Origin of the sequence: Pseudomonas sp. LTR0, from assembly GCF_036630035.1 — a bacterium.
Taxonomy (GTDB): Bacteria; Pseudomonadota; Gammaproteobacteria; order Pseudomonadales; family Pseudomonadaceae; genus Aquipseudomonas; species Aquipseudomonas putida_Y.
On the sequence record NZ_CP123734.1, the window covers coordinates 2,006,447 to 2,019,586 of the forward strand.

Here is a 13,140-nt window from a genome sequence, read left to right on the forward strand (position 1 = left end):
ACCACTTGGGTATGAGGTGAAGCTATGTTAAACCGCGAGCTCGAAGTCACCCTCAATCTTGCCTTCAAGGAGGCCCGTTCGAAGCGTCATGAGTTCATGACCGTCGAACATCTGCTGCTGGCACTCCTTGACAATGAGGCTGCCGCGACCGTTCTGCGCGCCTGTGGCGCCAATCTCGACAAGCTCAAGCACGACCTGCAAGAGTTCATCGATTCCACCACGCCGTTGATCCCTGTGAACGACGAAGACCGTGAAACCCAGCCGACCCTGGGCTTCCAGCGCGTGCTGCAGCGTGCCGTGTTCCACGTGCAAAGCTCTGGCAAGCGCGAAGTGACCGGCGCCAACGTGCTGGTGGCGATCTTCAGCGAACAGGAAAGCCAGGCCGTGTTCCTGCTCAAGCAGCAGAGCGTGGCCCGTATCGACGTGGTCAACTACATCGCCCATGGCATCTCCAAGGTGCCAGGGCATGGTGCGCAATCTGAAAGCGACCAGGACATGCAGGACGAAGAGGGCGGTGAAACCTCCTCTTCGAGCAACCCGCTGGACGCCTACGCCAGCAACCTGAACGAGCTGGCCCGTGCCGGCCGCATCGACCCGCTGGTCGGTCGCGAGCAGGAAGTGGAGCGTGTGGCGCAAATCCTGGCCCGCCGGCGCAAGAACAACCCGCTGCTGGTGGGTGAGGCAGGCGTGGGCAAGACGGCCATCGCCGAAGGCCTGGCCAAGCGCATCGTCGATGGTCAGGTGCCCGACCTGCTGGCGCAGAGCGTGGTGTACTCCCTCGATCTGGGCGCCTTGCTGGCCGGTACCAAATACCGTGGTGACTTCGAGAAGCGCTTCAAGGCGCTGCTCGGTGAGCTGCGCAAGCGTCCGCAGGCCATCCTGTTCATCGACGAAATTCACACCATCATCGGTGCCGGTGCGGCGTCGGGCGGGGTGATGGACGCCTCCAATCTGCTCAAGCCGCTGCTGTCGTCGGGTGAAATCCGCTGCATCGGTTCGACCACGTTCCAGGAGTTTCGCGGCATCTTCGAGAAGGATCGCGCCCTGGCGCGTCGCTTCCAGAAGGTGGATGTCAGCGAACCATCGGTCGAAGACACCGTGGGCATTCTGCGCGGCCTGAAAGGGCGTTTCGAAAGCCACCACAACATCGAGTACAGCGACGAAGCCCTGCGCGCCGCCGCCGAACTGGCCTCGCGCTACATCAATGACCGGCACATGCCTGACAAGGCCATCGATGTGATCGACGAGGCTGGCGCTTACCAGCGCCTGCAGCCGGAGGCCAATCGCGTCAAGCGCATCGATGTGCCGCAAGTGGAGGACATCGTCGCCAAGATTGCGCGTATTCCGCCGAAGCATGTCACCAGTTCCGACAAGGAATTGCTGCGTAACCTTGAGCGCGACCTGAAACTGACCGTGTTTGGCCAGGACCAGGCAATCGACTCGCTGGCCACCGCGATCAAGCTGTCCCGTGCCGGCCTCAAGTCGCCAGACAAGCCGGTGGGTTCGTTCCTGTTCGCCGGCCCTACCGGCGTCGGCAAGACCGAAGCGGCACGGCAGCTGGCCAAGGCGCTGGGTGTGGAGTTGGTGCGTTTCGACATGTCTGAGTACATGGAGCGTCACACCGTGTCGCGTTTGATTGGTGCGCCGCCGGGTTATGTCGGTTTTGACCAGGGTGGCTTGTTGACGGAGGCGATCACCAAACAGCCGCACTGCGTATTGTTGCTCGACGAAATCGAGAAGGCCCACCCGGAAGTCTTCAATCTGCTGCTGCAGGTGATGGACCACGGGACCCTGACCGACAACAACGGGCGCAAGGCCGACTTCCGTAACGTGATCCTGATCATGACCACCAACGCCGGTGCAGAAACCGCGGCGCGGGCGTCGATCGGCTTCACCCATCAGGACCATGCGTCCGATGCCATGGAAGTGATCCGCAAAAGCTTCACGCCAGAGTTCCGCAACCGTCTGGACACCATCATCCAGTTTGGCCGCCTGAGCACGGAGACGATCAAAAGCATCGTCGACAAGTTCCTTATCGAACTGCAGGCGCAGTTGGAAGACAAGCGTGTGCTGCTGGAAGTCAGCGATGAAGCGCGCGGTTGGCTGGCGGTGTCGGGCTATGACGTGCAGATGGGTGCGCGGCCAATGGCGCGGCTGATCCAGGACAAGATCAAGCGGCCTTTGGCCGAGGAGATCCTGTTTGGCGAGCTGGCCGAGCACGGTGGCGTGGTGCACGTCGACCTGCGCGATGGCGAACTTGTGTTCGACTTCGAGACCACGGCTGAGGTCGCGTGATGTGCAGGGGCTGCTTGGCGGCCCCTTGCAATTTCATAAGGCACAAAAAAGCCCGGCACCTGGCCGGGCTTTTTCATGGCTTGAGCTTAGCGCGCACGGTAGGTGATGCGGCCCTTGCTCAGGTCGTACGGCGTCAGCTCGACGCGGACCTTGTCGCCAGTGAGAATACGGATGTAGTTCTTGCGCATCTTTCCGGAGATGTGCGCGGTTACGACGTGCCCGTTTTCCAACTCCACGCGGAACATGGTGTTGGGCAGGGTGTCGACGACAGTACCTTCCATTTCGAAGCTGTCTTCTTTCGACATGCAGTTGAGCCCTCGGATCCAGTGTTAGCCCGACGCATATCCGCACCGGGCAAAAAAGTGGCGTGGATTATGCCGGAAAACTGCGTGTCAAGCCAATGCTTTCAGTTGAGGGTGACCCAGCGCTGGTTTATCAGCAGCTCGATAGGCCGGTACTGCGTCTTGTAGTTCATCTTCTTGCAGTTCTTGATCCAGTAGCCCAGGTAAACCGCGTCCAGGTTCTGGCGCAGCGCTTCGGTGATCTGCCAGAGAATGGCGAAACGGCCAAGGCTGCGGCGCTCCTCGTCCGGCTCGTAGAAGGTGTATACCGCCGACAGGCCATTGGGCAGCAGGTCGCACACTGCCACCGCCATCAACCGGCCTTCCAGGCGAAACTCGTAAAACCAGCAGAACGGCAGGTCGCGCACCAGGAAGGTGGAAAACTGATCGCGGCTGGGCGGGTACATGTCGCCGTCGGCGTGGCGCGTTTCGATATAGCGCCGGTACAGCTCGAAATACTCTTCCCTGAACGCCGGGCGTGCTGCGGTTACGGTCAGGTCGGCGTTACGCTTGAGAATGCGCCGCTGCTGGCGGTTGGGGATGAAGCGCGCCGCCGGGATGCGCGCCGGCACACAGGCGTTGCAGTTCTGGCAGTGCGGGCGGTACAGGTGGTCGCCACTGCGACGAAAGCCCATTTCCGACAAATCGGCGTACACATGTACGTCCATCGGCTGGCTGGGGTCGAGGAACAGTGTGGTCGCCTGCTCTTCCGGCAGATAGCTGCAGGAGTGGGGCTGAGTGGCATAGAACTTCAACCGCGCCAACTCTGTCATGATCAACCCCTTCGGTGAGACTTTGTTTTAAGTGTAAGCCAGCTACGGGAACTCGCCTAGGCAACCCATGAAGCGCTGTTGGGCTGGTCAAGGTGGCGTGCCAGGTAGTTGGCGAACTCGGCACGGCTGATGGCGTGGGCGCCCAGGCTGTGCAGGTGGTTGGTGGGCATCTGGCAGTCGATAAGCACGAAGCCGGCGTCTCGCAGGTGGTTGACCAAGGTCACGAAACCGACCTTGGAGGCGTTGTCGGCGCGGCTGAACATCGATTCGCCAAAGAACAGCTGGCCCATGGCCAGGCCATAAAGGCCTCCGACCAGTTCGCCGTCCTGGCGAACTTCAACCGAATGAGCGATTCCGCGGCGGTGCAGCTCGCAGTAGGCGTTGCGCATGGTGTCGGTGATCCAGGTGCCGTCAGCGTAATCGCGTGGTGCGGCGCAGGCGGCGATCACGCCCGGGAAGTCGGTGTCGAAGCTGACCTGGTAGCGGCCTTGGCGCATCAGCTTGGCCAGCGAGCGCGACACATGCAGCTGGTCAGGCAACAACACCGTGCGCGGGTCAGGTGACCACCACAGGATCGGTTGGCCGTCCTGGTACCACGGGAAGCAGCCGTGGCGATACGCCTGCACCAGGCGCTCGGGGCTCAGGTCACCGCCGGCGGCCAGTAGGCCGTTGGGGTCGTGCAGCGCCTTTTCCAGGGGTGGGAAGGTCAGCGAATCGCGGGTCAGCCAGGTGAGCATGGTCTATCGTGCGGTGGGGGAGGGGAGAGGGCAGCATGGCTTGGGTCAAAAGCGGGGTCAATCTCTTTGGGTGCCTCAACGCCGGCGCGGTACCCTGCACAAGGCTACCCCTACAGAGGGGCACGGCAATTTAGGCAATTTCCTACACATTCATCAAACCGCAGGCACCATCCGCTACATTTGCTGTCACACCTGTGCAAAAACACAGCATAAGCCTTTGTCACAAAAGAAAATGCGTGCTCAAATTGCAGCTATACGAATTCGCCTCCGGCCAAACCCCCATACGGCGTGCCGCCATGGCGGCTGGCGGGCAGTAATGTTAAAAGTAGTGGTTCGTTGGTCGCGCAGCGGCCGATCACTATTGGACGCGCACCACGCGCAGGAATAGACGCGTTTTGAAGAAATCCACCGCAACTCCAGCTCCATTGCCTGTGCCACTGTGGCGGCAGCAGCTGCATTATCGCCTCAAGGAAGGTGCGTTGATCGCTGTCGGCGCCCTGTGCCTGTACCTGTGGATGGCGCTGCTGACCTACGACACCTCGGACCCGGGCTTCAGCCACACCAGCAACGTCGACCAGGTGCAGAATGCTGCCGGGCGTGCCGGTGCCTACTTTGCCGACATCCTGTTCATGGTGCTGGGTTACTTCGCCTATATTTTCCCGCTGCTGCTGGCGGTCAAGACCTGGCAGATTTTCCGCGAACGCCACCAGCCGTGGGACTGGAGCGGCTGGCTGTTCTCCTGGCGGCTGATTGGCCTGGTGTTCCTGGTGCTGTCGGGGGCGGCGCTGGCACATATCCACTTCCATCCGTCAGCCGGCCTGCCGTTCTCCGCCGGTGGTGCGTTGGGCGAAAGCCTGGGTGATCTGGCGCGCAACCTGCTGAACGTGCAGGGCAGCACGCTGATGTTCATTGCCCTGTTCCTGTTCGGCCTGACCGTCTTCACCGACCTGTCGTGGTTCAAGGTGATGGACCTGACAGGCAAGATCACCCTCGACCTGCTCGAACTGGTGCAGGGCGCGGCCACCCGCTGGTGGGATGCGCGCAACGAGCGCAAGCGCCTTGAGGCACAGCTGCGCGAGGACGAGCCGGTGTTCAAGGCTGCGCCAATGGCTGCCGAGACGCGCGAGCCGGCCAAGCCGTCGCTGCGCGAGCGCATCCTCAAGCGTGAAGAAAAACCCGCCCAGCCGGTTGAGCCGACCCTTGCACGCGAACCGATTGTACCGCCGCGTGAAACGGCGCCTGAGGCATTGACGCCGCGTGAAACCGTGGTGCCCCGCCAGCAGCACCCGGCGCCCACCATTGTGCCGCCGTCAGCCGCCAGGGCGCCGGAGCCGAGCAAGCGGGCGATGAAGGAAAAGCAGGCGCCGCTGTTTGTCGACAGCGCCGTGGAGGGCACCTTGCCTTCGATTTCCATTCTCGACCCGGCCGAGCAGAAGAAGATCGAGTATTCGCCAGAATCCCTGGCCGGCGTCGGTCAGTTGCTGGAAATCAAGCTCAAGGAGTTCGGTGTTGAAGTGACGGTGGATTCGATCCACCCCGGCCCGGTGATTACCCGTTACGAAATTCAGCCGGCCGCCGGCGTGAAGGTCAGCCGCATCGCCAACCTGGCCAAGGACCTGGCGCGCTCGCTGGCCGTGACCAGTGTGCGAGTGGTCGAGGTCATCCCTGGCAAGACCACGGTGGGTATCGAGATACCCAACGAAAACCGCCAGATGGTGCGCTTCTCCGAAGTGCTGGCCACGTCGCAGTACGATGAGCAGAAATCGCCCGTCACGCTGGCGCTGGGCCACGACATTGGCGGCAAGCCGGTGATCACCGATCTGGCCAAGATGCCCCACCTGTTGGTAGCCGGTACGACCGGCTCCGGTAAGTCGGTGGGTGTGAACGCGATGATTTTGTCGATCCTGTTCAAGTCCAGCCCGGAAGACGCGCGGCTGATCATGATCGACCCGAAAATGCTTGAACTGTCGATCTACGAAGGCATCCCGCACCTGTTGTGCCCGGTGGTCACCGACATGAAGGACGCCGCCAACGCCCTGCGCTGGAGCGTGGCGGAGATGGAGCGGCGCTACAAACTGATGGCGGCCATGGGCGTGCGTAACCTGGCCGGTTTCAACCGCAAGATCAAGGACGCCCAGGAAGCAGGCGAAATCATCCACGACCCGCTGTATCGCCGTGAGAGCATGGATGATGAGCCGCCTGCATTGAAAACCCTGCCGACCATCGTGGTGGTGGTGGACGAATTCGCCGACATGATGATGATCGTCGGCAAGAAGGTCGAAGAGCTGATCGCCCGTATCGCGCAGAAGGCGCGAGCGGCGGGTATCCACCTGATCCTCGCCACCCAGCGCCCGTCGGTGGACGTGATCACCGGCCTGATCAAGGCCAACATCCCGACCCGTATGGCGTTCCAGGTGTCGAGCAAGATCGACTCGCGTACCATCATCGATCAGGGCGGTGCCGAACAGCTGCTGGGCCATGGCGACATGCTGTACATGCCGCCGGGCACCAGCCTGCCGATCCGGGTACACGGCGCGTTCGTGTCCGACGACGAAGTGCACCGCACGGTCGAGGCGTGGAAGCTGCGTGGTGCCCCGGACTACAACGACGACATTCTCAACGGCGTTGAAGAAGCCGGTAGCGGCTTTGATGGCGGCGGCGGTGGTGGCGACGGTGACGATGCCGAAACCGACGCGCTGTATGATGAAGCGGTGCAATTCGTGCTCGAGAGCCGTCGTGCCTCCATTTCTGCCGTGCAACGCAAGCTGAAGATCGGCTACAACCGTGCCGCGCGCATGATCGAGTCGATGGAGATGGCCGGCGTTGTCACCCCGATGAACAGCAACGGCTCGCGGGAAGTGATAGCCCCGGGCGGCCCGCGCGACTGATGAACACCCTGCCGGGCGCCAACGGTGGCGCCCGGCCTTTTCAACGCTCAATGAGGATTCCCATGCGCGCGATTCGCATGCTGTTGGTTTCTGCCCTTACCCTGGGCTCGGTTACTGCTTATGCCGGTGAGCAAGACGTACAACGCCTGACCCAGTTGCTGGAAAAGTCGCAGACCATCGAGGCCAACTTCTCCCAACTGACCCTGGGCGCCGATGGCGTCAGCCTGCAGGAAACCTCGGGCAAGATGACGGTCAAGCGCCCAGGCCTGTTCTACTGGCATACCGATGCGCCGCAGGAGCAAGTGGTGGTGTCGGATGGCAAGAACGTCACCCTGTGGGACCCGGACCTGGAGCAGGCCACCATCAAGAAGCTCGACGTGCGCCTGAACCAGACCCCAGCCCTGCTGTTGTCCGGTGACGTGTCGAAGATCAGCCAGAGCTTTGATATCGCGTCCAAGGAGCAGGGCGAAGTGATGGACTTCACCCTCAAGCCAAAGACAAAGGACACCCTGTTCGACTCGCTGCGCGTGTCGTTCCGCAAAGGCCTGATCAATGACATGCAACTGATCGACAGCGTCGGCCAGCGCACCAACATCCTGTTCAATGGCGTCAAGGCCAACCAGGCGGTACCGGACAGCAAGTTCAAGTTCGACATCCCCAAGGGCGCGGACGTGATCAAGGAGTAACCAGAGCTCGCCATGGACCTGTTTCGAAGCGAACCCGTCGCCCAGCCTCTGGCCGCCCGCCTGCGCCCGTCCAGCCTGGATGAGTACGTCGGCCAGGAGCACCTGCTGGCGCGCGGCAAACCGCTGCGCGAGGCCCTGGAACAAGGTGCGCTGCACTCGATGATCTTCTGGGGGCCGCCCGGGGTCGGCAAGACTACGCTGGCGCGGTTGCTGGCGCAGTTCTGTGATGCGCACTTCGAAACGGTGTCGGCGGTGCTGGCCGGGGTGAAAGAGATCCGCCAGGCGGTGGAGGTGGCCAAACAGCAGGCTGGCCAGTATGGCCGTCGCACCATCCTGTTCGTTGACGAGGTGCACCGCTTCAACAAGTCGCAGCAGGACGCCTTTTTGCCCTATGTCGAGGACGGCACCCTGCTGTTCATCGGTGCCACCACCGAAAACCCCTCGTTCGAGCTGAACAACGCGCTGCTGTCACGGGCGCGGGTGTATGTGCTCAAGAGCCTGGACGAAGCGGCTCTGCGCAAGCTGGTCAACCGTGCGCTGACAGAAGAGCGTGGCCTGGGCAAGCGTAACCTGCGGGTGGGCGACGACGCCTTCAAGATGCTGATGGCCGCCGCCGACGGCGATGGCCGGCGCATGCTCAACTTCCTCGAGAATGCCTCGGACCTGGCTGAAGACGGCAGCGAGATCGACGTCGAGATGCTGCAGAGCCTGCTGGGTGACAGTCGTCGCCGTTTCGACAAGGGTGGCGAGGCGTTCTACGACCAGATATCCGCGCTGCACAAGTCGGTGCGCGGCTCCAACCCCGATGGCGCCCTGTACTGGTTTGCCCGCATGCTCGACGGCGGCTGTGATCCGCTGTACATCGCCCGCCGCGTGGTGCGCATGGCCAGCGAGGACATCGGCAATGCCGACCCGCGTGCGCTTAGCCTGTGCCTGGCAGCCTGGGATGTGCAGGAGCGCCTTGGCAGCCCTGAGGGCGAGTTGGCGGTGGCCCAGGCCATCACCTACCTGGCCTGTGCGCCCAAGAGCAACGCGGTGTACGTGGGCTTCAAGACTGCCCTGCGCGAAGCGGCCGAGCACGGTTCGCTGGAGGTGCCGTTGCACCTGCGCAATGCCCCGACCAAACTGATGAAGCAGTTGGGCTATGGCGACGAGTACCGCTATGCCCACGATGAACCCGACGCCTACGCCGCCGGTGAGGATTACTTCCCCGACGAGCTGGAGCCGCGCCAGTACTATCAGCCGGTGCCCCGTGGCCTGGAACTGAAAATTGGCGAGAAACTGCGCCACCTGGCCGACCTTGACCGCAACAGCCCTCGCCAGCGGAGAAAACCGTGATTGCACTCATCGCCGCGGTCAGCGCGGGAGGTATCGCCGGCACCTTGTTGCGCTTTGCTACCACCAACTGGGTAGCGGCCCACTGGCCACGGCACTTCTATGTCGGTACGCTGGCGGTCAACCTGGTTGGCTGCCTGTTGATCGGCTTGCTCTATGGCTTGTTCTTGCACAAGCCGCTGGCGCCGGTCGAATTGCGCGCCGGCCTGATTGTCGGCTTTCTCGGTGGCCTGACGACCTTTTCCTCCTTCTCGCTCGATACCGTGCGCCTGATGGAAAGCGGGCAAGTGCCCCTTGCCTTGGGCTATACCAGTATCAGCGTGGTGGGCGGGCTGCTCGCAACCTGGGCTGGCCTGTCCCTGACCCGATTCTGAACCAACACCTACATATAACGAGAGAACGATATGCTCGATTCCAAACTGTTACGCGGCCAACTTCAGGAAGTGGCGGACCGCCTGGCCTCCCGTGGCTTCAGCCTGGATGTCGCGCGCATCGAATCACTGGAAGAGCGCCGCAAGGCGGTGCAGACCCGCACCGAACAACTGCAGGCTGAGCGTAACGCCCGTTCCAAGTCTATCGGCCAGGCCAAGGCCAAGGGCGAAGACATCGCCCCGCTGATGGCTGATGTCGAGCGCATGGCCAACGAACTGACTGCCGGCAAGGCCGAGCTGGACGCCATTCAGGCCGAGCTGGATGGCATCCTGTTGACCATTCCCAACCTGCCGGACGCCAGCGTACCGGTCGGTGCCAGCGAGGACGACAACGTCGAAGTGCGCCGTTGGGGCACGCCGAAGGCGTTCGACTTCGAAATCAAGGACCATGTGGCCCTTGGTGAAATCAGCGGTGGCCTGGACTTCGAAGCGGCTGCCAAACTGTCCGGCGCTCGTTTTGCTGTACTGCGTGGTCCGGTTGCCCGTCTGCACCGCGCCCTGGCGCAGTTCATGATCAACCTGCACACCGGCGAACATGGCTACGAGGAACATTACACCCCGTATATGGTGCAGGCCCCGGCGCTGCAGGGCACTGGCCAGTTGCCGAAGTTCGAGGAAGACCTGTTCAAGATCACCCGCGAAGGTGAGGCAGACTTCTACCTGATCCCGACCGCCGAAGTGTCGCTGACCAACCTGGTGGCGGGTGAAATCCTCGACGCCAAGCAGCTGCCGCTGAAACTGGTTGCCCACACCCCTTGCTTCCGTAGCGAAGCCGGCGCTTCTGGCCGTGACACCCGCGGCATGATCCGCCAGCACCAGTTCGACAAAGTCGAGATGGTACAGGTAGTAGAGCCGGCCAAGTCGATGGAAGCCCTGGAAGGCCTGACCGCCAACGCCGAGCGCGTACTGCAGTTGCTTGAGCTGCCATACCGCGTGCTGGCCCTGTGCACTGGCGACATGGGTTTTGGTGCGGTGAAGACCTACGACCTGGAAGTGTGGGTGCCAAGCCAGGACAAGTACCGCGAAATCAGCTCGTGCTCCAACTGCGGCGACTTCCAGGCGCGCCGCATGCAGGCTCGCTGGCGCAACCCGGAAACCGGCAAGCCGGAGCTGGTACATACGCTCAACGGCTCCGGCCTGGCCGTAGGCCGTACCCTGGTTGCTGTGCTGGAAAACTACCAGCAGGCCGACGGTTCGATCCTGGTGCCGGAAGTGCTGAAACCGTACATGGGCGGCGTCGAGGTCATCCGCTAAATGGATTACCTGCCGCTGTTCCACAAGCTGCAGGGCGGCCGCGTGCTGGTCGTCGGTGGCGGTGAGATCGCCTTGCGCAAGGCGCGCCTGCTGGCCGATGCCGGCGGCGTGCTGCGCGTGGTGGCGCCGGACGTCGACGGCCAGTTGGCCGCGTTGGCCCGGGAAGGTGGCGGTGAGGTGCTGGTGCGTGGCTATCAGGCAGCCGACCTGGTCGGTTGCCGGCTGGTGATCGCGGCCACCGACGACCCAGGGCTGAATGCCCAGGTGTCGGCTGATGCGCAGGCGCTTAGCCTGCCGGTCAATGTGGTGGATGCGCCGGCCCTGTGTACGGTGATCTTCCCGGCGATCGTAGACCGCTCTCCGCTGGTTATTGCTGTTTCCAGCGGCGGTGACGCCCCGGTACTGGCGCGCCTGATTCGAGCCAAGCTCGAGGCGTGGATCCCTTCGGCCTATGGTGAGTTGGCCGGGCTGGCGGCACGCTTTCGGCACAAGGTCAAATCCCTGTACCCGGATGTCAACCAGCGTCGAGGCTTCTGGGAGACCGTATTCCAGGGGCCGATCGCCGAGCGTCAGCTGGCCGGGCAGGGTGCTGAAGCCGAACGTCTGTTGCAGGCGATGGTAGACGGCGCACCGGTGCAGCAGGGCGGTGAGGTGTATTTGGTTGGTGCAGGCCCGGGTGATCCGGACTTGCTGACCTTCCGTGCCTTGCGCCTGATGCAGCAGGCCGACGTGGTGCTGTACGACCGCCTGGTTGCGCCCGCCATCATCGATATGTGTCGTCGTGATGCCGAGCGCATCTATGTAGGCAAGCGCCGCGCTGACCATTCAGTGCCGCAGGACCAGATCAACCGCCTGTTGGTCGACCTGGCCCGGCAGGGCAAGCGGGTGCTGCGCCTGAAGGGTGGCGACCCGTTCATCTTCGGCCGGGGCGGCGAAGAGATCGAAGAGCTGGCCGAGCATGGCATTCCGTTCCAGGTGGTGCCGGGCATTACGGCGGCCAGCGGCTGCTCCGCGTATGGCGGCATTCCGCTGACTCACCGCGACTATGCCCAGTCGGTGCGCTTTGTCACCGGGCACCTCAAGGATGGCACCAGCAACCTGCCGTGGAATGACCTGGTGGCGCCGGCGCAGACCTTGGTGTTCTACATGGGGTTGGTGGGCTTGCCGACCATCTGTGCCGAGCTGATTCGCCATGGGCGTGCCGCGAGTACCCCGGCGGCGTTGGTGCAGCAGGGGACCACGCGTAATCAGCGAGTATTCACCGGTACCTTGGCGGACTTGCCAGACCTGGTGGCCCAGCATGAGGTGCATGCGCCGACCCTGGTGATTGTGGGGGAAGTGGTGCAGTTGCGTGACAAGCTGGCCTGGTTCGAAGGTTCGCAGAACAGCTGAAATCGTTGGGGCTGCAAAGCAGCCCCGGCTTTCTCAAGCCTGCCAAATCCCTTTGCCCACCAACCGCTCTCGATCATGCGGCAAGCCAAAGTCCTGCAATGGCCCTTTAGGCACAATCCCGTTCGGGTTGATGGTCTTGTGGCTCATGTAATAGTGCTTCTGGATATGCTCCATGTTCACTGTACCTGCCACCCCAGGCCATTGGTACAGCTCACGCAGCCAGTTCGACAGGTTGTGGTAGTCGCTCAGGCGGCGCAGGTTGCACTTGAAGTGCCCGTGGTACACGGCGTCGAAGCGCACCAGTGTAGTGAACAGGCGTACATCAGCCTCGGTCAGGTACTCACCCGCCAGGTAGCGATTGCGGCCTAGCAAGGCTTCCAGGTAATCCAACTCGTTGAACACATCGTCAAAGGCAGCCTCGTAGGCGTCTTGCGTGGTGGCAAAGCCTGCGCGGTACACACCATTGTTCACTGCCGGGTAGATGCGCTCGTTCAATGCTTCGATGCTCGGGCGCAGCGATGCGGGGTAAAGGTCCAGGGTATTGCCAGTCAGCTCGTTGAATGCGCTGTTGAATATGCGGATGATTTCCGCCGACTCATTGTTGACGATGCGCTTCTCTTTTTTGTCCCACAGCACAGGTACCGTCACGCGCCCCGTGTAGTGCGGGTCATCCTGGGTGTAGCGCTGATGCAGATACTGCAGGGCGTCGAGGTGGTCCCCGCTGGAGCCTTGCTGCTGGTCGAAGGTCCAGCCATGGTCCTGCATCAGCCAGCTGACCACCGACACGTCGATCAATGGCTCCAGGCCTTTCAGCGCGCGAAAGATCAGGGTGCGGTGGGCCCATGGGCAGGCCAGCGACACGTACAGGTGGTAGCGGCCTGCCTCGGGCGCGGGCAACTGATTGCGGCGCTGGGCGTTCTCTCGCTTGAACGTGCCGTCTTTGCCGTTTTCATACCACTGGTCGTGCCAGCGGCCATCGATCAATAGGCCCATGGTGAGCTCCTGAAA

At 62.4% G+C, this 13,140-nt stretch carries 11 protein-coding genes; 7 read left to right on the top strand and 4 right to left on the bottom strand.

Features of this window, described 5'->3' with window-relative positions; genetic code table 11:
- Positions 1-24 precede the first annotated feature (24 nt).
- Entirely contained in the window at positions 25-2,295 is a 2,271-nt protein-coding gene (clpA, locus tag QCL51_RS09080; RefSeq protein ID WP_012051826.1) for an ATP-dependent Clp protease ATP-binding subunit ClpA, read from the top strand.
- Between the two features lie 86 nt (positions 2,296-2,381).
- Here the strand turns inward: clpA and infA are convergent, their stop codons facing one another.
- From infA to aat, 3 genes are all read right to left on the bottom strand, one after another.
- On the bottom strand, positions 2,382-2,600 hold the full coding sequence (gene infA, locus QCL51_RS09085) for a translation initiation factor IF-1 (RefSeq protein WP_002553999.1): 219 nt from the start codon (positions 2,598-2,600) through the stop codon (positions 2,382-2,384).
- A 101-nt stretch (positions 2,601-2,701) separates the two neighbouring features.
- Positions 2,702-3,409 carry an arginyltransferase gene (locus tag QCL51_RS09090; RefSeq protein ID WP_021782153.1) on the bottom strand — a complete coding sequence of 236 codons (708 nt, stop codon included), beginning with the start codon at positions 3,407-3,409 and terminating at the stop codon, positions 2,702-2,704.
- A gap of 56 nt (positions 3,410-3,465) precedes the next feature.
- Positions 3,466-4,146: a leucyl/phenylalanyl-tRNA--protein transferase gene (gene aat, locus QCL51_RS09095; protein ID WP_021782154.1), complete on the bottom strand. Its 681-nt coding sequence runs from the start codon at positions 4,144-4,146 to the stop codon at positions 3,466-3,468.
- 395 nt (positions 4,147-4,541) lie between these two features.
- On the opposite strand from aat, the gene QCL51_RS09100 reads away from it, so the two are divergent.
- From QCL51_RS09100 to cysG, 6 genes are all read left to right on the top strand, one after another.
- Positions 4,542-7,034 (top strand): DNA translocase FtsK, encoded by a 2,493-nt coding sequence (locus QCL51_RS09100; protein WP_162149586.1) that lies wholly within the window; start codon positions 4,542-4,544, stop codon positions 7,032-7,034.
- A gap of 62 nt (positions 7,035-7,096) precedes the next feature.
- On the top strand, positions 7,097-7,720 hold the full coding sequence (gene lolA / locus QCL51_RS09105; protein ID WP_021782156.1) for an outer membrane lipoprotein chaperone LolA: 624 nt from the start codon (positions 7,097-7,099) through the stop codon (positions 7,718-7,720).
- Positions 7,721-7,732: 12 nt separating this feature from the next.
- Positions 7,733-9,058, top strand: coding sequence for a replication-associated recombination protein A (locus QCL51_RS09110; protein WP_010954809.1), 1,326 nt, complete (start codon positions 7,733-7,735; stop codon positions 9,056-9,058).
- The gene (gene crcB, locus QCL51_RS09115) at positions 9,055-9,429 is read left to right on the top strand and encodes a fluoride efflux transporter CrcB (RefSeq protein ID WP_021782157.1); all 375 of its coding nucleotides are present in this window, start codon (positions 9,055-9,057) and stop codon (positions 9,427-9,429) included. Before QCL51_RS09110 ends, crcB begins: the two co-directional genes overlap by 4 nt.
- Before the next feature lie 30 nt (positions 9,430-9,459).
- On the top strand, positions 9,460-10,740 hold the full coding sequence (gene serS, locus QCL51_RS09120) for a serine--tRNA ligase (RefSeq protein ID WP_101196159.1): 1,281 nt from the start codon (positions 9,460-9,462) through the stop codon (positions 10,738-10,740).
- Positions 10,741-12,132, top strand: coding sequence for a siroheme synthase CysG (cysG, locus tag QCL51_RS09125; RefSeq protein ID WP_010954807.1), 1,392 nt, complete (start codon positions 10,741-10,743; stop codon positions 12,130-12,132).
- A gap of 33 nt (positions 12,133-12,165) precedes the next feature.
- On the opposite strand, the gene QCL51_RS09130 is transcribed toward cysG, so the two are convergent.
- Positions 12,166-13,125: a glutathione S-transferase family protein gene (locus QCL51_RS09130; protein WP_021782160.1), complete on the bottom strand. Its 960-nt coding sequence runs from the start codon at positions 13,123-13,125 to the stop codon at positions 12,166-12,168.
- Between the last annotated feature and the right edge of the window lie 15 nt (positions 13,126-13,140).

Coding starts and splice junctions, on each gene's coding strand:
- clpA (WP_012051826.1), top strand. CDS start 25: ATGTTAAACCGCGAGCTCGAAGTCACCCTCAATCTTGCCTTCAAGGAG.
- infA (WP_002553999.1), bottom strand. CDS start 2,600: ATGTCGAAAGAAGACAGCTTCGAAATGGAAGGTACTGTCGTCGACACC.
- QCL51_RS09090 (WP_021782153.1), bottom strand. CDS start 3,409: ATGACAGAGTTGGCGCGGTTGAAGTTCTATGCCACTCAGCCCCACTCC.
- aat (WP_021782154.1), bottom strand. CDS start 4,146: ATGCTCACCTGGCTGACCCGCGATTCGCTGACCTTCCCACCCCTGGAA.
- lolA (WP_021782156.1), top strand. CDS start 7,097: ATGCGCGCGATTCGCATGCTGTTGGTTTCTGCCCTTACCCTGGGCTCG.
- QCL51_RS09110 (WP_010954809.1), top strand. CDS start 7,733: ATGGACCTGTTTCGAAGCGAACCCGTCGCCCAGCCTCTGGCCGCCCGC.
- serS (WP_101196159.1), top strand. CDS start 9,460: ATGCTCGATTCCAAACTGTTACGCGGCCAACTTCAGGAAGTGGCGGAC.
- cysG (WP_010954807.1), top strand. CDS start 10,741: ATGGATTACCTGCCGCTGTTCCACAAGCTGCAGGGCGGCCGCGTGCTG.
- QCL51_RS09130 (WP_021782160.1), bottom strand. CDS start 13,125: ATGGGCCTATTGATCGATGGCCGCTGGCACGACCAGTGGTATGAAAAC.